The organism is Bradyrhizobium sp. STM 3566, from assembly GCF_045571445.1.
Lineage (GTDB): Bacteria > Pseudomonadota > Alphaproteobacteria > Rhizobiales > Xanthobacteraceae > Bradyrhizobium > Bradyrhizobium vignae.
In genome coordinates this window covers 186,610-209,752 of record NZ_CP120693.1, presented here as the reverse complement: position 1 = coordinate 209,752, position 23,143 = coordinate 186,610, and the positions used below count along the sequence as shown (strand labels likewise).

The window sequence follows — 23,143 nt, the reverse complement described above, 5'->3', positions numbered from 1 at the left end:
AGGAAGTTGATCCAAAGGATCCAGTGTCGGAACGGCACTCCGTCGGCACACAGCATGACGGCTTTACAATCCAAACTCGCGAGTTTGCATGAACGCCGAATGAAGCCGATTGGACGGAAAGTCGCCTCGCGCTGCCGTCTTAGGTAGCCCACCGACCCTAGAGAATTGTTGTCAGCTGACAACAGGAGCCTGGGCCTATCAAGGAAATGGATGTTGTCAGCTGACAACAATCATGCCTGCGGCCGCCGACGCGCTTCTTTGCAGCCCTCGCGCACTGATGAATTCGGGAGCTGGGACGAGGTCATCCTTCGGCCGGAGTCCGGTAGAGGTTATGGCGTGTGGTCTTGATCGGAAACAGCAACCAGAATGGCTGGTAGGTCGCATTCATAGATCGCTAACCATAGGAAATCTACGGCCAGCGTGCTCTTTAGGACCCTCTTCATGGCGGGAATATCCCGGCCTTCACGCCGTGTATCCGGAATGTTATACAAGGATACACGATACGCGCTAGAGGAACGCCCCATGGCCTTCCATATCAAGAATCCGGAGACCGACGCGCTGGCCCGCAGGGTCGCGGCGCTGAAGAAAATCGGACTGACCGAGGCCGTGCACACGGCACTCGCCCATGAACTTGAGCGCGAGCAGGGCAAGCCGTCATTAGTCGATCTGGGCGTCCAGTTTTGTCGCGATTTGAAGGCAAAGGGCAATCCGCAGAGCGGCAAGCCTGCTGACAAGGCGTTCCGCGACAGCCTGTACGAGGATTCCTGATGTTCATTGACGCTTCGGCGCTCACCGCGATGCTGACCGACGAAGACGAGGCGCGCGAGTTGCTGGCGCGCGTGCAGCAAAGCACAACCCGGCTGACTTCGCCGCTGGCCGTGTGGGAGGCGGCGATTGCCATAGCCCGCGTGCTAGATCTGCCGATCGCCGCGGCAGCCGAAGCGGTCGAGAGTTATCTCGCGCTGATCGAAATCAAAATGGTGAACGTTGCGCCCGAAACAGCCCGCATCGCGCTCGAAGCATACGACCGCTACGGCAAGGGTCGGCACCCTGCACGGCTCAATTTTGGGGACTGTTTCGCCTACGCCTGCGCCCGCCATCTCGGTGAACCGCTGATGTTCAAGGGCGCCGATTTTCCGCAGACCGACATCGAGGCGGCCTGACAAGCGCTACTATCGAAGCGAGCCTGAGCGTGGCAGAAGCAATGAACGTTGATTCGCGGCGAAGCCACCGGACCTGCGCTGGGAAACCAGCCCGATAGCCGTGACGACAGTCGACTTGGCCGACGAGGACATCTGAGCGCGGACGGCGGCCGACGGCGTCCGGAAGAGGGCAGGGGAGCTGACCAGCGGCGCACCTTTCTCGGCGATTTGGCGCCGACCGGTGCTAGCCTGGCTTGAGGTCGCCAGAACAACTCGTTGATTTGCGAGCGGACGGTCCGCAACTGACGTCGCTATGACGGAAGCGAAAGCCATGTTAGCTTCCGTTTCGCTGGTTCCCATTAAGGTTATCAGGACCTTGCTGCCCACCTATAAAATCCCCGATCCGCTGCCCTGGGCCAAGCTCGCCGGGCCGCTCGCCGCCGCCGAGGATGCCGTGGCCCGCTTCGACGAGCGGCTGGCCAAAAGCCCAATCCGCGACGGCGCAATCAGCCGGACACACTTCACCGATGCCTGCGCCAGTTTGTGGCTGGACGGCGAACTTGTCCACCTGGAAGACCTCGTGCTCCACGACGCCGGCATGGACGTCCGCGCTCCCACCCATGAGCTGACCCGCGCCCATGCCGTGCTGCGCGCCCGTCGGCGCATCGCCGAGGCGAAGCCCGATTGGGCGCTGTCGGCTCCGGGACTCTCCAACCTCCGCGGACGGGGCGAGCGAGAGCAGGAGACGAGCAACCGGAAGGAAGGTGAGGGAGTGTTTGAGATCGACGAGGCCCCCGAGCGGGAGGAGGTGGGTCTCGAATTGCCCCTCGGTGTCCTCGAGACCGCCCCCCATCTGGCCGCCGCTTTCGACGCGGTCGACGCAGCGAACGCCAGGGCGGAACGCAGGCTTGCCGACGAGACTCGGTTTCGGCCGGAGCGGGATTCTCTCATCTACGATCCCGACTGGGATGAGGAGGAACGCCTCGATCACTGGCGCGATGTGGTCGACCAGACTCGCGGCTTGCCGCCGACCCTGGCGGGGGCGATTGCCGCCGACGCCTGGGGTGCGATCGAACCGCTCGAGCACACGCCTTGGCTCGGCCGCCTGCTCGCCGCGGCATTGTTGAGGGACCGCGGCAAAACGCGATCGCATCTGCCGTGCCTGCATGCTGGGCTGAAAAGCATTCCGCGTGAGCGCCGGCGGCCACGCGACGCCGCAGCGCGTTTGGTCGTGCAACTCGAGGCCATGGCGGCCGCCGCCGAGTCTGGCCGCAAGGATCACGACCGCTGGCTGATGACCAGAAACTTGCTCGCCCGAAAACTCGCCGGCCGTCGCGCCACTTCAAAACTGCCGGCTCTCCTCGACTACGTGCTGACGAGGCCGATCGTCTCGGCGGGCATGATCGCGGCGGAACTCGGGATCACTCCCCGTGCTGCCCAAAACCTGGTCGCCGAGCTCGGCCTGCGCGAGGCAACCGGGCGGGGACGCTACCGGGCGTGGGGCGTCCTGTAGAGGCGAAAGTCCGTGCTGTGAACGCTCGGCAGAAAGGCCGCCTCGTCCAGATGAAAAAGGCACCCACAAAAATGCCGCGCGGTTGAAATCCAGCGCAGCGGCCGTCTCCAGCGCCCGCGGGTGTGACGAAAGCTCCGGTCACGCTCGAGACGCTGACCAAGGCCTTTATTCGGCCGGCACGCACGCGAAACGAAGGCTTGAAGATTTAGTTTGATCGTCCTTATCGTAGCCGACCTACGATATAAGCAATAAATCGAAACTTGCCCGTCCAGCTGGTGGCACGATACTGTACGGAGCCGCCTCAATCGTCGTTTGTAAGTTCGTCGGGCCACATCTGCGCGCCATGGAGCACGCGCAAGATGCGAACGGTATCGCCGTCGACCAGGTACGCCGCGACATAAGATGTACGCGGAATGACCAACTCGCGCGTCCCAGCGACACGCCCCGGCCGACCGCTATCCGGAAAGTCGAGCAGACGCCGCGCGGCATTGGCAATCTGTTCGTCGACATGAACCGCGGCACGAGGATTCTCGGCCTCGATGTAGCTGAAAATGCCGTCGCGATCGGACAACGCGAAGCGCGACCAGACCAGTTTCACCGTTTCTGCTCCGGCGATTTTCGAAGCGCAGCGGCACGACGTTGAGCGAAATGCGTTTCCACCTCGGAATCATCGATATCGGGCCGGGTGTCGGCCAGCGCCTGGCGCACCTTCTCACGAAACCAGGTATCGTAAGCTTGGCTGTTGCTCACGAGCTCCAGCGGAAGCATTCCTTCATTGGCCGTGCGCGTCAGCAGGATCCGCACGGCGTCGGATACCGTGAGACCCATATTTTCCAGAACGGCAGTGGCCTTTTCCTTCACGTCCGCATCGATGCGGGTTTGGACCAAGGCATTCGAAGCCATAGCGATCTCCATATTCGTAGCTAGATGTAATACATTTGAATGACATGCACCAGAGACTATCACGGCTCCGTGAGCCGAGGCTGTGACAGCGGGCAGGGGCCAGGACGGCCTACAGCTCATCTGCACCTCGGTGGCATAGATCGGAGCCGGCCCAAAACCTCGTCGCCGAGCTCGGCTTGCGCGAGGCGACGGGGAGAGGTGACGGTGCCGTGAGGGCTCCGCACTCAACGCGCTGTCGCCCTGCGGGGCCGCGGCGAGTCCGAGGCGGGGAGTGAGGCATCCTTTAGGGCGCAGTCAGTGCGGTTCTCCGCCATGAAGCAGGTGGCGATAGCCGTGCTCGGCCATCCAGCGAGCACGCGCCAGATGGGTTTCCCAGGCGCGGCGCGCCCGGTCAGGCTCACGGTGAGGATCAATGTGCAGCACGATCCGCGATACGTCTTTCCAGTCAGCGCCGTCCGCGGCAGCGTGGAGCAGACGGAGATAAGTGATCAGGTGCTGCTCATCATAGCCGGTCGCGATCGGCGTGGTCGGCGCGTCATCGGCGACATCAGGATCGAGAAGTAGCTTCTGCATCATGTATTCGCCCGAAGGTTTGCCTGCGGAGACTAGGAGCGTTCATGTCGTCGTGAATAGACCCGAATTGCGCACCACGTGGTGCTTGATCGGCGTCACCGATCACAGTGCTGGCCGAACGCGATGGTGCTGACCTCGGTGAATGGGCGACACGACATTGCACGGAGCTCGGAGGGCTAGTCTCGCCCAGGTGACGCGCTCACCTGGGGCCGTTGTGGGGTGATCCCAGTGAAGTATCGGTCCAACGCTCCCAAGCCTTGGGAGCAAGACGGCAGCAACCACCTTGTCGTCGGAATAAGCGGGCTGGCCTGCCGAACCACCACGAGCCAGTGCGCGGGATGCGCCGTTCCACGTCGCCCCATATGGCCAAGCAGCGCTTTTAGCCTCGCAAACAACGCAATTCCCGGAACTTTGCGTCACGCAGCGGAACCTGGGCCGCCTGCAGTAAAACTACGGGCGTCACCTTCGATGGTCGTGGGAGCCAGATCGCGCTAAATAGCGGGGTGGGGGGTCTTCTCACGGGTCGAACATGACGACGATGCAACCCTTCCGATCGCCCAAAGCCCTGATGGCCGGCGCACGAGATGCCTGGCATCGGCTGTTCGAGCATTCTCCGATCCCGATACTTCTGCTCACGCCGGACCTGAAGATCGTTGATGCCAACGACAGCTATCTTCGAGACGTCTTCCGCTCACGGGACACGCTTGCCGGTTTGGACATGTTCGAGGCATTTCCCGACAACCCGCATCTCGCACGCGCAGACGGGGTGAGCAACCTGGCTGCATCATTCGGGAAGGTGCTTCGCGAAAAGCGCGGGCAGGTGATGCCTCTGCAACGGTATGACATCCGACCTGACGGACGGCCTTGGCAGGTACGTTATTGGCATCCCAAAAACTGGCCGGTCCTTGATGACGCGGGATCAATCGTTGGGGTGGTCCATCATGTGACCGACGCCACCGCCTCGGTCCTGGCAAGAAAGTCTCTGCGAGCCGATCCGGCTGCTTTCCCCTCGGACGCGCTCTTGCGATCCGCAGACCAGGCTATTTTCGAAGCGCGAGAGGCCGTCAGGGAAACGCGAGAGGCAATTTTGACGTCGCGCGCCCTGCTTGAGGAGAGCTTGCCGCCCGCCACTCCAAAAGCCGACGGACTGCGCAGCGGGAGCACCGAGTAGCAAGCTATGCTCACCTACTCCAAGGAACGCGTCGAGGTTCAAAGCGTGCTCAATTCTGCGCTTACCGAAGCTCTGCGACTGAGCGAGGCCGAGCTCGGTAACGTCCAGCTGATGGATTGGGATGCGGGATGCCTGGAAATCGCTTCTCAACGCGGTTTCGGCGATGAGTTTCTGACTTTTTTCAAGAAGGTCACAATTGATGGCGGTTCGGCATGTGCCCGCGCACTTCGAGGTCGCGAGCCCATCATCGTCGAGGATGTGTTGTCGGATTTTGCATTTACGTCTTGCCGGACCATCGCGTGCAGCGCCGGTTTTCGCGCGGTTCAATCGACGCCGATGGTTTCGAGCAGCGGGGCCTTCATCGGAATCCTCTCGACCCACTTTCAGTCGCCGCATAGGCCGAGCGATCCGACAATGGCAGCCCTGAAAGAATTGGCAGGTTCAACCGCGAACGCCATTGTCCGCGGCCGGTCCAAGATGAATGACGTCAAGACCACGATCGAGCGAAGCATTGAGAGAATGGAAGAGTCCTATCGGCTTCTGGCGTTGACGGATCGGACGACAAGATAGCGGGCGTCCCACGCCAACTTCGCGGCCGTCACCGATTGTCGAGGATGGACCAACTCCCGCGCCCCTAGCGCTCGGTCGATGACCGTGGGGTCGCGACGGCGCGGACTAGCGCAAATTTTTGCGGTGCATCTTAACCTTCGTGAATCCGAGAGCGCGCGGTGCCGGTTATCTTCTGCCTCCACCGACTGAGGGGCAATGTCCGATGTTCGACGCCCAGACTACCGCGCTGCTGCGCGCGGTCCTCGACGATGTCTGTCAAACCGTATCGCGCTACGAAACGAGCGCCCGGACGCACGTCGCCGCAAAGATCCTCGAAGCGGCCAGGCAGGGTGAAGCGACACCCGATAGTTTGATGCAGGTCGGCCGCAGGGCGCTCAGCGAGGCCCCCACGATGTGGCGGTGAGGGGTTTTGATCGCCGAGCTTCGCAGAGAGCCTCCAGCCTGTCGCCATGATGGGGAGAGAGCCGCCGGTTGCTGACGTCAGGAATGGCAAATTCGTCGTGGGCGCACCACCTCGACAATAGGCGTCCAACGGGACGGGGAGGTGTAATGTCGACAATCGCAAAGCTGCTTGCGCGGAAGCAGGCGCTCATGGAGCGGCTGGAGAGCGATCCCGGACCGAACGAGCGCGAGGAAATCGAACGGCTGCTCGCCCAGGTCGACACCGCGCTCAGCTTGCTTCAACCGGGAGATGCCGCCGCGCCGAGTTAGGGGTGATATCGGCCCTCCGTTCAAAGCGCGCTTAGATCGTCCGGCACCTCGCCGAACTTCCGGATCAGCTTGGCGTCGCTGAAGTCGCCGCTCGCCGGGTCTCCCGTCCGCGAAAACGCGATGGCGCCGACGTGTCCGGGCTTGCGAGCCAGGGCTTCGGCCTTCATCACCGCGGCGTTCGGGTTGAAGCATTCCACGGCTTCCCCTGCTGCGAGGCCGTCGTCGGCGAGGACGAACGGCAGCGCGACGTAGTAGGTCACCTCACTCATGTCTCTCATCCTTGCCGATGGCCCGATCGGCGGCGAGATCAAGATCATCCTCGGCGGGTGCTGCAGGTTCGAGGGCTGCGGGCGCGCCACATGTTCTTTGTTTGTTCCTAAGGAGTCAATGGGGTCGTCGGCAGACTCCGTTGGCGCCCGCGGGTCGCGCGTGAAATCTCCGCCCCGGAAGCGTCCGCGTGTCGGAACCCGGTCGCCTCGTTCGTCTTGAATCAGGCCCGCCCCAACGGAGTTCTGCGTACCATGGCCCCGCGCGCCAACTGGAAAGGCTTCCTCAGACTGTCCCTGGTCACCTGTCCGGTGGCGCTCTATCCGGCGACGTCCGAGTCCGAGAAGATCTCCTTCAACCAGCTGAATAGGGCAACCGGCCATCGCATCAAATACCTGAAGGTGGACGCCGACACCGGCGACGAGGTGCCCAACGAGGACATCGTCAAGGGCTACCAACTCGAAAAGGACCAGTTCATCGAGGTGACGAAGGACGAGCTCGAGGAGATCGCGCTGGAGTCCACGCGCACGATCGAGATCGACGAGTTCGTCGACAGGTCCGACATCGATCCGCGCTACCTGATCCGCCCCTACTACCTGCGTCCGGACGGCAAGGTCGGGCACGACGCCTTCGCGGTCATCCGCGAGACCATCCGGGAGATGGACAAGGTCGCGATCGGCCGAGTCGTGCTGACCAACCGCGAGCACATCATCGCGCTCGAACCGCTGGACAAGGGCCTCGTCGGCACCCTGCTGCGCTACCCCTACGAAGTGCGCAGCGAGCAGGAGTATTTCGACGAGATCCAGAACGTCAAAGTCACGAAAGACATGCTCGATCTCGCCAAGCATATCGTCAATCAGAAGGCCGGCTCATTCGACCCCGAGAAGTTCGAGGATCACTATGAGACCGCGCTGATCGACCTCATCAACCAGAAGCGCTCCGGCAAGCCCATCGTGCCGAAGGAGCGGCCCGCATCGACCAACGTCGTCGACCTGATGGAGGCGCTGCGCCGATCGGTCGGCAAGGAGGCGGCGCCGGCGAAGGCGAGCAAGCCAGCCAAGAAGCCGCGCAAGGCATCCAGCGGTCAGAAGGAGATGCTGATGCCGCTCGAGGGCAAGAAGCCCAAGGAAGCCGCCGCCAAGAAACCGGCAGCGCGGCAGCAGCGGAAGTCCGCGTGATCCAGCGTCCGCCACGCCAGATCTTGCGCTTCAGTGGGCGACCTCGCGCAGCAGCGCTGTCGGATAGAAGGGCTTTGAGAAGAACGTGACGCCCTCGGGGAGCGCCGATGCGGGAGGTTGGCCGGAAATAACCACGACGCGCATCTGGGAATCGCCCGAACGCGCGACGCGGGCGAGCTCCAGGCCGTCGACCTTGCCGGCCAGGTTGACGTCGCTGACGAGCATAGATGGATGGCGCATCTTGAGGGCCAACAGCGCGGTTTCGGCATCCTCGCATTGGATCACGTCGAAACCGCTTTCCTCGAGAAGCAATCATCTCGCGTTGAATTTCGTCGTCTTCAACCACCAGCGCGGTGGCGCGGAAAGGCTTCAACTGACCCATGCTGACCTCCCGGGTTTTAACTTAGGTTAAGTCCGGTGGGGTTGCCGGGGTTCGGCCGGGCGCCCGAAAAAGTGGACCGGTTCCGACCCGGAACTCGGATGCAGCCGGAACGTATGCCCAGAAAGCTGAAGACCTAACAAACCTCGCTGGACTTCTACGATCCCGCGGATCGCGGCGCCCTCGATGAACGCGGCGTTGGAAGCGCGGGACGTCGGCAACTCCCTAAGGACCGAAGGCGCCGGTCCAAACTCGACGAGATTCTTGAGGCGCTTTGCGCGCTGGATGGAGGACCGCGGCATCCCATCCGGCGGCGAGCGGATGCGGCTCCGAAGGATGCGCTGCGACCTGAAAGGAGTACATCGAGGGCACCGCCCACGTCTTGATTTTTCGATCCGTGATCCCTTTTATTTTTTCTTACGGACGCCATTGCGCACGGAGTAGCGACCCATGCCCAACAGAGCACCTCACAGTCCCCCCGATGTTTCGGATCTACACGGTCACGCAGGAGGATACCGAAACGCTGGCACGAGCCCGCGAAACCCTGAGGCGATCGATGCAAATCCTTCGCGAAAGTCGAAATACGACGAGTCGCCGCGGCTACCGGAAGCCATCGCCGCCTGCTTTTGACGGGGAGCGCGAATCCAGGGAGCCGACCGCGGTTTTAAGTTGAAAGGCCCGATCGATCTGCCGATAGTTCGTCCATCACTGGCCAAGACCCGGCCCTAGGCGCCAGTGGCTGAGAGACGACGCGCGCTCCCGCCTGGTGCAAGGGGACCGCGATGGCTCGGCTCAGCACTCAAACACAGGTACTGCTCGATCGCGTCGACAAGGCAATCGCAGTATCGGAACTTATTCTGTCGGAAAGAGCGCGTCTGCGATCTGCCAGCCAAAGAATGGCTGCGGTAATCGATTGGGAAACGGGCGGTCTCGGACGCTCATCAACCACGGCGAGGTGGCGTGATGAGTAGGGCCTGTCGCGTCCTGATCGTCGAGGACGAGTATTTCCTTGCGACTGATCTGGAAGAAGCGCTCCGATCGGAAGGCGCGGAGATCGTCGGTCCGATCTGCGAGTTCTCGCAAGCACTCGCTCAGGTTAGCAAAGACGGCTTCGACGCGGCAGTGATCGACATCAACTTGCGCGGTCAATCGGCTTATCCGATCGCCGACAAGCTGATCGAGCAGCGAATTCCGTTCGTTTTCGCCACAGGCTATAACCGAGAGGTTCTTCCTGATCGGTATTGGGAAGTGAAACGATTTGAAAAGCCCTATGACGCGTCCGCTATCGCAAACCATATCGTGCGATTGTATTGCCAGCGGCAAAGCGCATCAGACAAACACAGCACACCGGTAATCGCGAACCGTCAGCAGCAGCCCGCCGTTGAGCACTTCTGGAGGCGACTCGGTTCGCTCCCGCGCTCAGACGCTGAGAGCGTCATTTAACCTACGTTGTTGCCGAGAGCCGCGGACACTTGCAGCATTTCGGGCAACCTGGCCAGCCGCCCTGGCCCGGGCCATGCAAGGGTTTCTCCCCCGGACTGGGACCTTTGCGCCGCTCAAAAGGTGCTCTGGTGAAAAAGAGACGGCGGTTCAAACAGACGACATCACTGCAGACCCGCTTGAACCAGGAAGCCGTTAGGCTGAAGCGGAAGGCGCGCGGCATGCGGCCGGGGAAGGAGCGCAGCATCCTCATTGGCAAGGCGCGGCAGATGGAGGAAGCGGCGCAGATCGCGGACTTCCTTGCTGTGCAGCAGACGAGCGCTGGGGGCTAAGCCCGCTCCGGAGCGCACTCCGGGCAGGTGTCGCCGATCGAATTTAGGACATCGTCCACCTCGGCGGCGGCTTCGCCCGGAGAGATGCCCGGCGGCGGGTCTCGGCGGGCGATGTCGAACGCTCGCTCGCGCGCGTGCGGGTCGGCGCTGTCCTGCATCCAGCCGTGCGCCTCGCATTCTCGGATGGCGCCGGTCTCTTGCAGCACGTTAATCGCCCAGCCGCGCAGCGTGCGGACCCGCGGTCTTTCCTTCGTCATCAGCATCGAGATCGCTCCCGTCGGCGGGCGAATCTTTCAGCCGCCCGCGTCGTTCCAAGCGGTTAGCACAGGGCAGGGATTCGCAATCGGGAGCACTGGCGCTTGTCCACCTGTTCCGTCCTGCCGTTGACCCGAACGCGCCTAGCCGTCCGCTTCGCCCGGTGCCGGGGGCGCGCACGGCGCCTGCGGGGGCGCGAGCTCTTCGGCGCGCTCGATGATCTGCTGCCGTAGCCGCGGGTCGTCGATCCGAAAGAAGGCGCGCAACAGCCTCAACGCCTGGACATCCAAGAAGCCGGCCGATCTGAATACCTCGTCGTCCACCACTCACCCGCGCGCTTTGCCCCTTCGGCATAGTAATTCGGTCGCAGGCGGAAAAGGCGGCACGGCGATCAATTTGTTGGTGCGCGACATGCCGCAGCTGTCGATGGATCTCTATCTTGTGCTTTGCCATCGCGCCCGAATGGGTCGCTACTGGGCGTACCGCACGTGGATCAGCCTCCGGGCGCCTACGGGCGAAGGCCCCGCCTCGCGGCGGGGCCACCTGCGCGGCGTCTCAGTCGCGGCTCGGGCGAGACCAGATGAGCGAGAAGCCTTCCTCGCCTTCGACCTCGACCAGCGTCGCGTAGATCGGGGCCGGGAAGCTCGGGTCGTCCAGCTTGACCGAGTGGTACTCGCGGCCTGTGTCCTGGGACTTCTTCTTCCACATGGCGCCGAACTCGATGTTTGCGCCCGCGAAGATGCGGTAGTCCGGGGCCTTGTCCGAAGTGCGTTCGGCCGGAACGATCTTGGTCTTGACGGTGCCCAGAGCGAGGGTCTTGACGGTGCCGACGAAGCCGTTGCCGTTGACGGTGAAGTTGCCGATGGTAGCCATGTTCGCGTCCTCTTTCGTTCTCGGGCCGCGACCATCGCGACCTCGATGGCTGTCGTTGACCGGAGGCGATCGGGCCGCACCCGAAGGGCCGCCACGCAGTAGAGGGCGGCCAGGGCGAGGCTTTCTTGTCTCGCGAGGAATGGGCGCGCAGCGACCAGGGGAAGAAAGCCGAGAACGGCCGTTGCGGTCTTTTTGATCGAGGCGGAGCGCAGCGACGACGGCCTTCGGTTAGACATGCCAAATCGAGGACGCATCGGGCGCGACAGGCCGAACGATGAGGATACGACTGAGCGACACGCAAGCCACACCGCACGACGACGGGCGCATTGGTGAAAGACACTCGCGCGCGCCGCGTAAGCTTTCGTATAGTCCGGCGGACGCAGTAACAACCACGGACTGTCGCATCGTGGATGACATCGCCCTTCTGCAGCTTCGGAAAGACGCTGGCCCAGAAGCAGACGGGCATCTCGGAAGCCAGAAGGATCCGCCCGGCGCATCTCGCCTACGTCTCAGGATGGGGGGAAGCACCGCCTCTCCGGTCACCAGCACACGCATGACGATGCACATAAGAAAGGCCCCGCCGTGAGGCGAGGCCTTCGTCATTTTCTAGAAAGGTGAACGATGAACGCAAGCAGCCGAGGCGCGGATCGTTGCGCCTCATGCCGCTTGGTCAATCTCGGCTGGCTTGGGTTGAAGATCGTGCAGATAGGTGACTGCCCGCTGAGCGTGGGCGGCGGCGGAGAAGATGAAGCGCTTCTCGTTTGACAGCACCTCCAACCACGACGCAAGATAACTTGCGTGATCGGCGCGCGGCTCGAGTTCGGGCACGATACCGAGATCCGCACTGAGGAAACAGGCGCCAAGTTCGGCGACCAACTCTTCGCGGGCGCGCTCGCTCCGATCTTTGGTGTAGCGGCTGAGATCGCGATTGACGCGATGCGCCGGCGCAGTCCAATGCACGCATTCGTGCGCGAGCGTGGCGGCGTAGCTCTCCGCGTCACGGAAGCTCTCGAATGGCGGCATCTGGATCAGATCGAGCGCCGGCGAGAAAAATGCCTTGTCGCCGCCATGTCGGATAGTTGCGCCCGTATTGGCGAAGAATCCGTCCACATGCGCAATGCGCTGCCCCGGCGCGATGCTTGGCGCCGGGCGCCCGTAATACTGATCCGGCAAGTCGTCGATCTGATCGACGCAAAATACCGTATAGGCACGCAGGAACGGAACGGTCCGTTCGACGTCGTCGCCACGCTCATCCGTCTCGGTCTTGGTGAACTTGTTGGCATAGACGACCATCGTCCCGCTCTCACCCTTACGAACGTGACCGCCGAGTTCGAGCGCCTGCTTGAAGGTCATCCAGATCGGTGACGTGAAGCCGCGCGCGACGGCTTCCGACCACAGCAGCACGACGTTGATGCCCTGATAGGGCATGCCGTTGTGGCGCAGCGGCCGCGTGATCCGCCCAGCGGCGTTGGCCGCATTCCATGGCTTAACCCACGGACGTACGCCGCGCTCAAGATCCGCGACGATGCGATCGGTGACCCGGGCATAGATGTCGGCGCGGGGTTTCGTTTCCTTACCTGGCATGATCCTAGTCTCCGCTGAAGACCGCGCCCATCGCGGCCCGTCACGGCGGTCCGCTGCGAAGGCCTACGGGGTCGCGCATCCGGTGGCGCTAATGGTCTGAGTGGCGACAGAGACGCCGGACCGGAACGTCAGTGGAGGACGGCAAAGCCGTTGCGCTGCCACGCGGGCCGGAGCATCGACCGAACGCCGCTACGGGCCGCGAGGGGCAGTCCAACCCGATCGATTTCTCTTTGCTCGTTTGCGCGGTCGCGCCGTGCGACATGAAAAAAGGCCGGCCCGCAGGGACCGGCCGGCATTGAATTGTGAAAGAGAATGGCGGGGCCGAAGCCCCGCCGGCGGCATCAGTCGAACGCCGACATCTGTGCCTTGGCCGCGTTCCGGCCGACGGTGTCGGTGGTGTTGTCGACGGGACGCTCGAAAGGCTTCCAGGTCTCGCCGACGACTTTTTCGTAGGCGGCAACAGCGCCCTCGGCGGCCATGCGAAGCGCGTGAGACTGCACGCCCATGTCGGCGGCGAATTCACGCTTGCGCTGTGCCTGGCTATCGAAGCCGACCGGACCATCGAGGTCCTCATCGCGGCCGTCGTTGGCGAGCTTGGCGGTCGCATCTCGCGCTTCGGTGACTGCGCGGGTGTAGAACTGGCCAGCGCCGTGCGCGGAGCCGACATAAGCGCCGACGATCCGTTGAAGGTGAATCTGCATCGCGCGTTCACCCAGGCCGTCCTTGAGCGCGTCGGCGGTTTCGATGATGAGCCGCTCATGCAGATCGCGGATGCCGTCGCTATCCAGGATCGCAAGACCGAAGCTTTCGGAGATGCGCTGCGCCTGTGCCGCGTCGGGGCAGGCGAGCCGGACCATTTCGAGAGTCGTGCCCTTGCGAAGCGGGATGACTCGGGCGCTGGCGCGAGAGGAACGAGCAGATTTGGTCATTGGTGAATTCCTTATCTGGTTTCGCCGTCGGTTCGATCCGGCCCCTGCCGGACCTCCCTTCGGGTGCGGTCGCCGAGCGCCGCCGGGATGAGGGCCGCTTCAAGGTCCGGGGACCGCCAGGCGAGCGAGGTCCGGCTGCGGACAAGCAGGGTCCAGCTTGCTGGGGCCATGCGCCGGACGCGGCCGGGCCTTGCCGAGATCGGCAGTCTCCGGTCGCTTGCGACTTGGCCTTGAAGCGGACCGCCGGGGGCGCAGACCGCAGCAAACCCGAGGGGAGAGCCGACAGGGTCCGGGCCGGGTTGGCGAAACCTTGGAAAGGTTCGAGCCAGCAGATCGTCAGTTTCGCGCCGTGCTCGAGACGTTCGTCTGAGCGAGCCACAAGGTCGGCTTCGGCCCCGCTAGGCCGCAGCGTCATGGCGCTTGCGCGGACGACAGTCGGCTGGACTGCGACATTCGTCCTTGCACTCCGGGTCGTCACGAGCGGAGCGAGACTCCGGCGCGCATCGAGCCCGCAGCGTCTCGATCGCGGCATCCTGCCGGGCGAGCTTGCGCGACAGCGCGTCGATCTCCGGCTGGCGCTCGGCGGTGATCGCCGCAAGGTTCGAACGATAGCGTTCGAGGAAAGCGCCCGGGTCAGGCGGCTTGCCGCGACGGTATCCGGACCGCTTGCAGCCAAGCCGCGGGATCAGTGCCGTCATGCGGCGGATGATCTGCCGGTCGATCATGTCGAGCTGGCGCTGCGTCTGGCGACGCGCCTCCTCCATGCGCGAAAGCTCGGTGAGGCGTTCGGGGGAAGCCTTCATGGCGACGTCCTTCCCTGCCAACCGATGAAGCTCGATGGTCCGGAATAGACGGGGTGGCGGATCTCATCGACGACGAAGCCAAAGCGGCCAGTCCGGTACTCGTTGGACGGGACGAGGAAACGTCGCTCCTCGGTGCCCGCGCCGCGGCGGCCGCCCGGCGTGGCGACGACTTCAACAAAGCCCGGCTGCTGATCAGACGTGATCGCCGACACGACGATCCAGTTATTGGCGTGCTCCTTCTCGAAAGCGCGCCGATCCTTCTCACGGGATTCGCCGGGCTGGAGCACAGTCCCGAAGATCGCCTCCCACGCATCGGGCCAGCTATCCTTGATCGTGCGCTCGGCGCAGCGTCGCTCGTAGCCGGTGAACAGATGCGGGAAGGTGATCGCCACCATCGCCCAGGCCGCGTCTTCCTCATACCAGCCGTCCTGCGCGCACAGTACAGGGGCGACCTTGCGATTGCGCTCGGCCGAGAGATGGAAGCCGCCGTGGCCCGCCGTCGAATGGCGGACAACGCCTTCCGCATAGACGGTTGCACCCTGCGACGGTCCCCATGGCGTGTTCGCATTGGAACCGGTGTCGCGACGGCCGAGCGCACGCTTCTCGCGCTGATGCTCGGCGTTCTCCACGACCTTTGTCCGGAAGGCCGCCTCGTCGGCGAGCCCGCCGGAATGACCGTAGAAGTCAGAGCGCTTCCATTCGGCAATCGGCCGGTTGATGCGCCAGCCGGTCGCAAGATAATGGCGGCCGTCGCGTCCCGGCAGCATGGCGAACACCGTGTCGCCGACGCGAGCGACGAGATCGCCGTCGCCGTTGCGGCCGAACTCGACCTCTGGAAATCCAGAATCCGAGTCCGACTCGGTGGTGAGGGGGGAGGGCGTAGTCATTCGGCCGTCCTCCCCTCCATGACGTCGGCTGCCGGCGCATCGGCGCTCACCTCGTCGAGAACCGCATCCGGATAGCCGTGACTTTGCAGCCAGCATTCGGCGTCGGTGCGGCTGCTGGCGAGATAGACGAGTTCGGCGTCCTCGCCGGGTCGGCTGAGCACGCGAACGGCACCGACCCTCGGGCGTTCGGTCACGACGAATCCCAGGTCGCTGTCGACCGAGAAGGTCCGGTGGACGCGAAGCACCACGACACCGCCGCCGGCATAGTCGCCGGCGTGCAGGGTGATGGTGGCGCCGGTGACGGTGTTGCCGACGCGGCGTCCTGCCTCCTTGCGGATCAGCCGGCCGCCGCTGTTTCGGTGTTCCCAGGCCGCGAGCTTCCTGCGGTGCCGCTCCGGTGGCCGCCGCGTGCCGTCGGAAAACCGTATGATCGCGCCGAGCGGGGCGAGGTCGTAGATCAATTGGGCGGACATGGGTGTCCTCCTGTTCAAGGGTGTTGGAAACGAAGCCGCCGCCGGCTGGGCCGGCGGCGGGCTGTCATTCGGATTGTCGATGGAGGCCAGGCTATTCAGCCGCCTCACGGAACGCCTGGTCACCTAAGGCTTCGCCGCTGTCCTCGTCGCCAGCGTCCGGGTCTCCGAGCTGGTCGTCGGCCTCATCGGCGGCGGTGACGGCGTTCTTCGCCAGCCAGGCCAGCAGGTTGACCTTGTCCGGAGCGAACAGCGCTGCCGGATAGACGAAGCGGCCTTCCCTAAAGTGCTCGACCAACGCGGCGCGGGTGTCCTTCACCTTTTGGCGCGGGAGAACCGAAGCGTCCTTGCACGAGCCTTCGAGCGCGGTGCGCGACAGGCACGACAGGAAGTCGTCGGTGCCCATATTCGGCAGGAAGCTGTCCGCGCCAACCACCTCGCCGGCGACGCGCGCAACGATGCCGCTGTCGGTGCGATTTTCTCGGCACGAGAGAACCTCAACGAGGATCGAGCGCGCCGCAACGCGCAGTGTGTCCATATCGAGCACAAGCTTGCCATCCTGATCGAACAGCGTTGCGGCATGGCGCGCAATGCGCCGGTTGCCGTAATAGGTGCCGCCGCTACCGGAATCGACCGAGACGTTCTGGCCGGCGAAGGCGAGGATCAACAGCGCCATCAGCGCGTCATCCTCGACGGGCGCGCGCGCCAGTGCCTCATGGAGAGCATCCGTTCGGAAGTCGCCGATGATCTCGACGCCCTTGCGCGTCACATCGGGACGTGGCTTCGAGACCTCAGTGCTCTCGTCGGCAACGTCTGTGCCGGCCGCCGTGCCCTTGTCCTTCGACTTCTTCGCCGCAGGCATGCGGTAATGCACGCTCGAGACCCGGCCGTCACGGTCGAGATACATCGCCGTGCAATCCGACTTCGACGGTTTGCCGTAGACGCGCTCCGCCTTCGGCGGCAGCTTGACCTCGCCCCAGTTCGTCGTCTCGGCGATGACGCCCTTCTTCGGCAGGTTGTTCGCCATCCACTCCTGCTGCGCGCCGAGGAACGCCTCGACATCCGTGGTGTAGCGGCTATCCTCGTCCGCCGGCGCGAACAAGTCCTCGACCCACTGGATGCCATAGGCCTGGGCGAGGTCGTCACCGAAGCTGGCGTGACGAGCGTACATGCGGGCCTTGGTCAGGGCCTGCGCCACGCTCCCCCACGACACCTGCGGATCCGCCTTGGAGGGCTTGTGCTTCTTCCAGACCTCCTTCTGCTCATCGAGCGACGCCGAGGCGATGGTACGAAGCTGACGTTCGTCTGGCATGTCGCCCTTGGCCATGTGATCGAGCATGATCGGCAGCACGTTTGCGAGCAGGCGGAGCTTCCTGATCTGCCGGACGGGCAGGGTTAATGCGACGCCGATTGCCTCTTCGGTCCAGCCGAGCGCGACGAGGCGTTCGATCGCGCGCCACTGGTCGACGGGATTGAGCGCTTCACGCGCGATGTTCTCGATCATCGAGCGCATCGCACCGTTGTCGTTCGCCGCCTCGTCAACGAGGACATCGATCTCCTCGAGGCCGGCGGCGATCGCCTGCTTCACGCGGCGATGACCGGCGTTGATGACATAGCCGTTGCCGCCGCCCGTCTCTGGCGTGATGACGGGCGGCTGGACGATGCCGACGGCCTTGATTGTCGCAAGCAGCAGGGCGTCGGCCTGCGGCGTCGACTTCGTCTGGCGCGTGCGGTCGGGATTTTCGTTCAGCGCACGCGGATCAATCTTGATGAGTTGCATGGGATTTCTCCTGTTCGGGTTCGCGGACCCCGCCTTGCGGGTCCTTCCTTGTCTTCTTCCCGAAGACACCCCCCGATCCCGCGGAGCGGTCGGGCCGGCACAACTGCGGCCGAGCATCCCTGCCAGGCCGGACAAGCAGGGCTAACAGCCCTGCGAAGGACGACGGGCTGGGATCGCGCAGGCGGCGGTTGAGCGTCAGCGCTGCCGGCCTGGCCGATCTGCGAGCGGGGTTTCCCTTCCTCCCTCTTCACGCTGCGATTGCGCTCCCGCCCGCGCCCTCCATATCCGTCGCAAGGGCATTCTCGACCTCCGCCAACTGCCGCCGCTTCTCGGCGAGATCGGCTGCGAATGCGAATTCACCGTCCTCGCGCGACCGGTACGAGGCGAGCCGGCGACGTGCGTCGGCGAGACGCTGGCTATAGCGCTCCCGCTCGCCCTCGAAATCGTCGAGCACGTGCTCAAGGCGGGAAATGGCGCCGAGCGGAGTCACCGTGACGGGCAACTCGATCTCATGCTGTTCCCCGGTGCGGATCAGCGAGGTGCTGTAGCGATAGCCGTCGCGGCCGTAACGCTCGCCTGAGTACGCGAGGTCGAACCCGCCGATCGAGGCGATGATGGTCTCGCCCTCCTGCTGGAGCTGGACGAGGGTCAGGATTTCCTTCATCAGGGCGCGGCCGGCCTCCTTGCGCTCGACATAGCGCTTGCCGGCCATCGTCGCGGCGAAGGCGTCGCCGGCGGTCGGAACAAGGCGCTCGATATCCTTGCCGACCTCCGCGATCCGCCGCGTGCAGAACTCGATGTCGCGTTCCGCGTCTCGGATCTGCCGACGGACGGCGTGCTGGTCGTCGATATGCGCCGCGCGCAGACGCTCGAGCCGGGCAATGTCGGCTTCGAGCCCAGCCTTTAGCATCAGCCGCTGGTCGCCGCTCGCGATCGCCTTGGCCATCGCGAACTGGTTGGCCTGGCCTTCGCCGAGGTCCTCGAGCCGTCGGATCGAGGTGTCGCCGGAGAGCGCCGCGGCGATGAAGCGAGCCTTGCGCTCGTTGTTCTGCCACATGCTCGCGTCGAGCGAGCCTTCGGTCGCATAGGCGAAGATGTCGATGGTCTCGTGCTGGTTGCCCTGGCGCTCGATCCGGCCCTCGCGCTGCGCGATCTGCGACGGCAGCCACGGCACGTCGAGATGATGGAGGGCCTTCAGGCGAAGCTGCGCGTTGACGCCCGTCCCCATTGTTTCTGAGGAGCCGATCAGGAAACGGACCTTGCCGGCGCGTACGTCACCGAACAGACGCTGCTTGGCCTCGGACTTCCTAAAGTCCTGCATGTAGGCGATCTCGGACGGGGGCACGCCCATGCGGACGAGCTCGTCTCTGATCCAGCGATAGGCCGAAAAGCCGCGCGTCTTCTCGACGCTGATCGTTCCGAGGTCGGAAAAGATCATCTGCGCGGCACCCGGCAGCTCATACGGCCTGCCGTCGGCGCGCACGTAACTGTTGTCTGACGTCTCCCTCCAGATGCGGAAGGCGTTGCTGACGAGAAGATTCAGCTTGTTGTTCGGCTCGTTGTCGCTGTCCGGATCGACCAGGCGTAGGTCAATCGCCGCATGTCGTCCGTCGGTGATGACCGAGAGCAAAATATCGTCACCCGGCTCCGGCGGCCGGTCGCGCGTCTCGATCGCCTTGATCCGCGCGTCGAGCAGTGCCTGGTAGCGCTTGAACGCCGGCGTCGGCTTGGCCGTCACGATCTGGCGCTTGCCCGTCGAGATCGCCGGAACCCTCACGTACTGCCGCAGATCCGCCGGCATCACCACGTCGGCGAAGGACCGGAACATGGCGATCAATTCAGGGACGTTCACGAAGGTGGCGAAGCGTGTGACCGGCTTGTACCTGCCGGAGGGCTGGAGCTCGAGTTCTGTCGAGACGTCGCCGAAGGTCGAGGCCCAGGCGTCGAACTCGTGGAGCTTGCGGTCCAGAAGTGCGCCGTACCCGAGATAGCGCTGCACCGAGAACATCTCGCCAAGGGTGTTGGTAATCGGCGTGCCGGAGGCGAGCACCAGCGCCCGCCCGGGGTTCTTGGTCTCGACGAAGCGCGATTTCACATAGAGGTCCCAGGCGCGCTGTGAGCCGTTGGGATCGACTCCCTTCAGCGTCGACATATTGGTCGCGAAGGATAGTTTGCGGAACTCCTGCGCCTCGTCAACGATGATCTGGTCGACGCCGATCTCGGAGATCGTCAGGAGATCGTCCTTGCGGGTGGCCAGCGCCTCCAGCCGTTCCTTCAATCCCTCCTTCAGGCGCTCGAGGCGCTTGCGCGAGACGCGGTCGTCGCTCTCGACCTTGGTGAGCAGCGTCTCATAGAGCTCAAGCTCGTCCTGGATCATCTGCTGCTCGAAGGCGGACGGCACGCCGATGAAGCGGAAGGCCGAATGGGTGATGATGATCGCATCCCACGTCGCGGTCGCGGCGCGCGACAGGAAGCGATGCCGCTTGTCCTTGGTGAAGTTGGTCTCGTCGGCGACGAGGATGCGGGCACCGGGATAGAGCGCCAGGAACTCGCGCGCCGCCTGCGCCAGGCAATGGCCGGGAACGACAAGCATGGCCTTGGCGATCAGGCCGAGCCGGCGCTGTTCCATGATCGCGGCCGCCATCGTCATCGTCTTGCCGGCGCCGACGGCATGGGCAAGGTAGGTCGCGCCCGAGGCGATGATGCGCCAGATGCCGCGCTTTTGATGTTCGTAGAGAACGAAGGCGCCCGAGGCGCCCGGCAATTTCAGATGCGATCCGTCGAAGGCGCGCGGCACGATGTTATTGAAGCGGTCGTTGTAGACCCGCGCCAGTCGGTCGGTCCGATCCGGATCGGACCAGATCCAGTTCTGAAAGGCGGTCTTGATCCTGAAGAGCTTCTCTTTCGCCGCCTCGGTGTCGACGACGTTGAGGACCCGGCGTTCGCTGTCCCCGTCCTTGATGGTGTCGAAGATCTGCGGGACGGAGGAGTTGAGCGCATCAGAGAGAAGCTGCCCGGCGTGCCGCCGCTCCGTGCCCCATTCCGACGTGCCGGCGGCCATCCAGCCGAGCTGCCGGGCCTCTACGGTCCACGACGCCAGTTCCGGCATGTGGTGAATCCTGATCTCCGCGCCCATCGTTTCCTTGACGAAGGCGACGATGTCGGCAACGGGAATCCACGGCGCGCCAAGGCGTGCGGTGATGTCCGAGGGCCGGAGGTCGGCAGGCTGCACATCCCGCAGGGCGGTCACGTTGCGCGCATAGGTCGGGTCGAGCGCAGCCGCCGCTTCCGCAACCTTCAGCTTGTCGCGCACAGCACCCGACAGATAGGCGTCGGCGGTCTGCCACGAGCCGCCGCTGGGATCACGGAAGATGGCGCTGCCGAGCTCGGCGATGGCGTCGTCGGCGTCACGGTGCACAAGCTCCGCGATGTGGTCGGGGTCGAAATGGCCGCGCTCGTTGAGAACGACGGCCAGCGCGTCGGCGGCGCTGGTGATGACGGGCGGCGCCGGTGGAGCGATCACCCGCTCGGTGAAGATCGGACCCGGCTTCGCCGTATCCGACTCGAGGTCGTAGTCTTCGATCGAGGCCACCAGCCAACAGTCCGGATCGTCCAGGAATGGCTGGAGGTTCGGCCTGCGGTGCGTTTCGCGGACCTCACCGGTCTCGCCGTCCTCGGCGGTCGACACGATGGTCGTGTTGATCGGCCCGAAGGTGCGCACGAAGTTCGACCAGACGATGCGCAGCCTGACCTGCGCGTCCTTCCACGGCCGGTCGAGCTCCTGACACTTCAGCACGTCGCGGACCGCGTCGCGGATCGGGATCAGCTTCTGGATGATCCGGGCGTGCTTCTCCGGAACACCATCGGCACTGCGGCCCTTGCGCAACCTGACGGCGACTGGCCGGCCGTCAAGGATCTGCATCAAGCCATGACGGCTATCGAGCAGATAGCTGCCCTCGCGCGCCGTAAGGCTCGCCGAGCTCTCCGCCTTCGCCGGCACGGCCTCGCATTCGTCGTCAGGGTTGATCGCCTCCGGTTCGCCATCGTAGATCGCGACCGGAAGGAGGCCGATCGCATCGTCCAGCGCGGTCGCGAGGTCCTCGCCGTCACTCGGCACACAGGTGTAGGTCTCACCGAACGGGCCGGAGGTCAGCGCGTGCGCGCCGAGCACAAGGTGGCGATGGCACGCGAACCAGCGGTTGGCGCGGATTGCGCCCTCGTCCTCGGTCGCCGGGCATACTTCCTCCAGGTCGAGCCAGGACAGGTCGCCTTCGGGCTCGCCGTGCTTGCGCCGCCGGAAGAACAGGATGTCGACCACGACGTCGGTGCCGGCACCGGCGCGGAAGCTGCCTTCAGGCAGACGTATGGCACTGAGGAGATCGGCGTGCTTCGCGATCAGCGCGCGCGCCGAGCCATCCGCCTTGTCCATCGTGCCGTGCGACGTGACGAAGGCGGCGAGCCCGCCCGGCTTCAGCAGCTTGATCGCCTTGACGATGAAATAGTCGTGGAGCCGCAGACCGAGCGAGCGCAGCGCGCGGTCCGAGCGGACGGTGCGATCGGAGAAGGGCGGATTGCCGATCACGAGGTCGAACCGTGCCGGCAGCTCGGTGCGCGCGAAATCACCGGTGACGATCTGCGCCCGGGGCTGCAATAGCCGCGCGATGCGCGCCGTGACGGGATCGAGCTCGACGCCGGTGACGTGGGAGACCCCGCGCAGGACCTGCGGCATCAGCGCCGGAAACAAGCCGGAGCCGATGCCGGGCTCAAGCACGCGGCCGCCGCACCAGCCGAGGCGCAGCAAACCCGCCCACATCGCCTGGACGATGAACTCTGGCGTGAAATGGGCATACTGGGTGCAGCGTGCCAGCGAAGCGTAGTCAGCCTCATCGACCGCATCCTGCAGATCGGCCCCGATCTCGTCCCAGCCCTTCGCGAATTCGGTTTCGCCCGGTCGGCGGAGGACGCCATTGGCGAGCTCTGAGGCGCCGAAGCCGGTAAAGCGGATCAGTTGCCGCTGCTCCTCCACTGTCGCGGGGCGCTCCTCGGCCTCGATCTGTGCGGCGAGCCGAACTGCGGCGATGCTGTCGCGGGCGCGCTGCTTCCAGCCCCTTGCGAGTCCGCGCTCGCCGGAAAGATAGAAATTGTCGCCGCGCTTGCCGGGACCGTCATTGGAGCGCTGCGCCGATTCGATCGGCGGCCTTACCGAGGCCGGCGTGGACGGCGGCGGATCATCCTCATGATGGTCGTCACCGCCGAAATCGGAAGCGAAGGCCGTGACGCCAAGGCCGAGGCTGGATGAAAGGGCGGTATTGCCGAAGAGGTCGAGGGTGAAAGGATCGTCATGCGCCATGGGAATGTTCTCCAGTTGGGCGCGCGCCGCCGT

The 23,143-nt window shown here is 64.3% G+C and carries 24 protein-coding genes and 1 pseudogene; 10 read left to right on the top strand and 15 right to left on the bottom strand.

From position 1 onward, the window contains the following. The first annotated feature begins 522 nt into the window (after positions 1-522). The 3 genes from P6U27_RS38230 to P6U27_RS38220 all read left to right on the top strand — a co-directional run bounded on the left by P6U27_RS38230 (position 523) and on the right by P6U27_RS38220 (position 2,655). Positions 523-768 (top strand): type II toxin-antitoxin system VapB family antitoxin, encoded by a 246-nt coding sequence (locus P6U27_RS38230; RefSeq protein ID WP_061880551.1) that lies wholly within the window; start codon positions 523-525, stop codon positions 766-768. Beyond that, positions 768-1,163 (top strand): type II toxin-antitoxin system VapC family toxin, encoded by a 396-nt coding sequence (locus P6U27_RS38225; RefSeq protein WP_407194599.1) that lies wholly within the window; start codon positions 768-770, stop codon positions 1,161-1,163. Before P6U27_RS38230 ends, P6U27_RS38225 begins: the two co-directional genes overlap by 1 nt. A gap of 292 nt (positions 1,164-1,455) precedes the next feature. Then, the gene (locus P6U27_RS38220) at positions 1,456-2,655 is read left to right on the top strand and encodes an RHE_PE00001 family protein (RefSeq protein WP_407194598.1); all 1,200 of its coding nucleotides are present in this window, start codon (positions 1,456-1,458) and stop codon (positions 2,653-2,655) included. Between the two features lie 301 nt (positions 2,656-2,956). On the opposite strand, the gene P6U27_RS38215 is transcribed toward P6U27_RS38220, so the two are convergent. The 3 genes from P6U27_RS38215 to P6U27_RS38205 all read right to left on the bottom strand — a co-directional run bounded on the left by P6U27_RS38215 (position 2,957) and on the right by P6U27_RS38205 (position 4,131). Continuing rightward, entirely contained in the window at positions 2,957-3,253 is a 297-nt protein-coding gene (locus P6U27_RS38215; RefSeq protein ID WP_057198569.1) for a type II toxin-antitoxin system mRNA interferase toxin, RelE/StbE family, read from the bottom strand. Beyond that, entirely contained in the window at positions 3,250-3,558 is a 309-nt protein-coding gene (locus P6U27_RS38210; protein ID WP_407194597.1) for a type II toxin-antitoxin system RelB/DinJ family antitoxin, read from the bottom strand. Before P6U27_RS38210 ends, P6U27_RS38215 begins: the two co-directional genes overlap by 4 nt. A 294-nt stretch (positions 3,559-3,852) precedes the next feature. Beyond that, entirely contained in the window at positions 3,853-4,131 is a 279-nt protein-coding gene (locus tag P6U27_RS38205) for a DNA -binding domain-containing protein (protein WP_407123505.1), read from the bottom strand. 529 nt (positions 4,132-4,660) lie between these two features. Here P6U27_RS38205 and P6U27_RS38200 point away from each other — a divergent pair. The 4 genes from P6U27_RS38200 to P6U27_RS38185 all read left to right on the top strand — a co-directional run bounded on the left by P6U27_RS38200 (position 4,661) and on the right by P6U27_RS38185 (position 6,583). Further along, positions 4,661-5,302: a PAS domain-containing protein gene (locus P6U27_RS38200; protein ID WP_407194596.1), complete on the top strand. Its 642-nt coding sequence runs from the start codon at positions 4,661-4,663 to the stop codon at positions 5,300-5,302. 6 nt (positions 5,303-5,308) lie between these two features. Next, positions 5,309-5,872 (top strand): GAF domain-containing protein, encoded by a 564-nt coding sequence (locus P6U27_RS38195; RefSeq protein WP_407194595.1) that lies wholly within the window; start codon positions 5,309-5,311, stop codon positions 5,870-5,872. Between the two features lie 202 nt (positions 5,873-6,074). After that, positions 6,075-6,275, top strand: coding sequence for a hypothetical protein (locus P6U27_RS38190; protein ID WP_407194594.1), 201 nt, complete (start codon positions 6,075-6,077; stop codon positions 6,273-6,275). A 146-nt stretch (positions 6,276-6,421) separates the two neighbouring features. Beyond that, a complete protein-coding gene (locus P6U27_RS38185; protein ID WP_407194593.1) occupies positions 6,422-6,583 on the top strand; it encodes a hypothetical protein in 162 nt (53 codons plus the stop codon). Between the two features lie 20 nt (positions 6,584-6,603). Here the strand turns inward: P6U27_RS38185 and P6U27_RS38180 are convergent, their stop codons facing one another. Then, a complete protein-coding gene (locus P6U27_RS38180; protein ID WP_407194592.1) occupies positions 6,604-6,852 on the bottom strand; it encodes a hypothetical protein in 249 nt (82 codons plus the stop codon). A 252-nt stretch (positions 6,853-7,104) separates the two neighbouring features. Between P6U27_RS38180 and P6U27_RS38175 the strand changes: the two genes are divergently transcribed. Then, complete coding sequence (locus P6U27_RS38175; RefSeq protein WP_407194591.1) at positions 7,105-8,028, top strand: Ku protein; 924 nt, start codon at positions 7,105-7,107, stop codon at positions 8,026-8,028. Between the two features lie 30 nt (positions 8,029-8,058). Here P6U27_RS38175 and P6U27_RS38170 read toward each other — a convergent pair. Beyond that, positions 8,059-8,410, bottom strand: a pseudogene (locus tag P6U27_RS38170) (response regulator). Between the two features lie 960 nt (positions 8,411-9,370). On the opposite strand from P6U27_RS38170, the gene P6U27_RS38165 reads away from it, so the two are divergent. Together P6U27_RS38165 and P6U27_RS38160 are read left to right on the top strand one after the other, a co-directional pair. After that, positions 9,371-9,850 (top strand): response regulator, encoded by a 480-nt coding sequence (locus P6U27_RS38165; protein WP_407194590.1) that lies wholly within the window; start codon positions 9,371-9,373, stop codon positions 9,848-9,850. Between the two features lie 176 nt (positions 9,851-10,026). Continuing rightward, positions 10,027-10,179: a hypothetical protein gene (locus P6U27_RS38160; protein ID WP_407123466.1), complete on the top strand. Its 153-nt coding sequence runs from the start codon at positions 10,027-10,029 to the stop codon at positions 10,177-10,179. Here P6U27_RS38160 and P6U27_RS38155 read toward each other — a convergent pair. The 10 genes from P6U27_RS38155 to P6U27_RS38110 all read right to left on the bottom strand — a co-directional run bounded on the left by P6U27_RS38155 (position 10,176) and on the right by P6U27_RS38110 (position 23,110). After that, on the bottom strand, positions 10,176-10,442 hold the full coding sequence (locus P6U27_RS38155; protein ID WP_375865705.1) for a hypothetical protein: 267 nt from the start codon (positions 10,440-10,442) through the stop codon (positions 10,176-10,178). The two genes, P6U27_RS38160 and P6U27_RS38155, sit on opposite strands and share 4 nt — an antisense overlap. Positions 10,443-10,577: 135 nt before the next feature. Further along, positions 10,578-10,757: a hypothetical protein gene (locus P6U27_RS38150; protein ID WP_407194589.1), complete on the bottom strand. Its 180-nt coding sequence runs from the start codon at positions 10,755-10,757 to the stop codon at positions 10,578-10,580. A 232-nt stretch (positions 10,758-10,989) separates the two neighbouring features. Next, positions 10,990-11,307 (bottom strand): DUF736 domain-containing protein, encoded by a 318-nt coding sequence (locus tag P6U27_RS38145; RefSeq protein WP_061880546.1) that lies wholly within the window; start codon positions 11,305-11,307, stop codon positions 10,990-10,992. A gap of 657 nt (positions 11,308-11,964) precedes the next feature. Then, a complete protein-coding gene (locus P6U27_RS38140; protein WP_407194588.1) occupies positions 11,965-12,891 on the bottom strand; it encodes an ArdC family protein in 927 nt (308 codons plus the stop codon). 341 nt (positions 12,892-13,232) lie between these two features. Further along, complete coding sequence (locus P6U27_RS38135; RefSeq protein WP_407194587.1) at positions 13,233-13,820, bottom strand: hypothetical protein; 588 nt, start codon at positions 13,818-13,820, stop codon at positions 13,233-13,235. Positions 13,821-14,218: 398 nt separating this feature from the next. Then, entirely contained in the window at positions 14,219-14,623 is a 405-nt protein-coding gene (locus P6U27_RS38130) for a hypothetical protein (protein ID WP_407194586.1), read from the bottom strand. Beyond that, on the bottom strand, positions 14,620-15,510 hold the full coding sequence (locus P6U27_RS38125; protein ID WP_407194585.1) for a DUF7007 domain-containing protein: 891 nt from the start codon (positions 15,508-15,510) through the stop codon (positions 14,620-14,622). The genes P6U27_RS38130 and P6U27_RS38125 overlap by 4 nt, the downstream gene beginning before the upstream one ends. After that, positions 15,507-15,983, bottom strand: a complete 477-nt coding sequence (locus tag P6U27_RS38120; RefSeq protein WP_407194584.1) for a hypothetical protein — start codon at positions 15,981-15,983, stop codon at positions 15,507-15,509. Before P6U27_RS38120 ends, P6U27_RS38125 begins: the two co-directional genes overlap by 4 nt. Before the next feature lie 91 nt (positions 15,984-16,074). Beyond that, complete coding sequence (locus tag P6U27_RS38115; protein WP_407194583.1) at positions 16,075-17,760, bottom strand: ParB/RepB/Spo0J family partition protein; 1,686 nt, start codon at positions 17,758-17,760, stop codon at positions 16,075-16,077. Between the two features lie 247 nt (positions 17,761-18,007). Continuing rightward, on the bottom strand, positions 18,008-23,110 hold the full coding sequence (locus tag P6U27_RS38110; RefSeq protein ID WP_407194582.1) for an Eco57I restriction-modification methylase domain-containing protein: 5,103 nt from the start codon (positions 23,108-23,110) through the stop codon (positions 18,008-18,010). Positions 23,111-23,143: the final 33 nt, after the last annotated feature.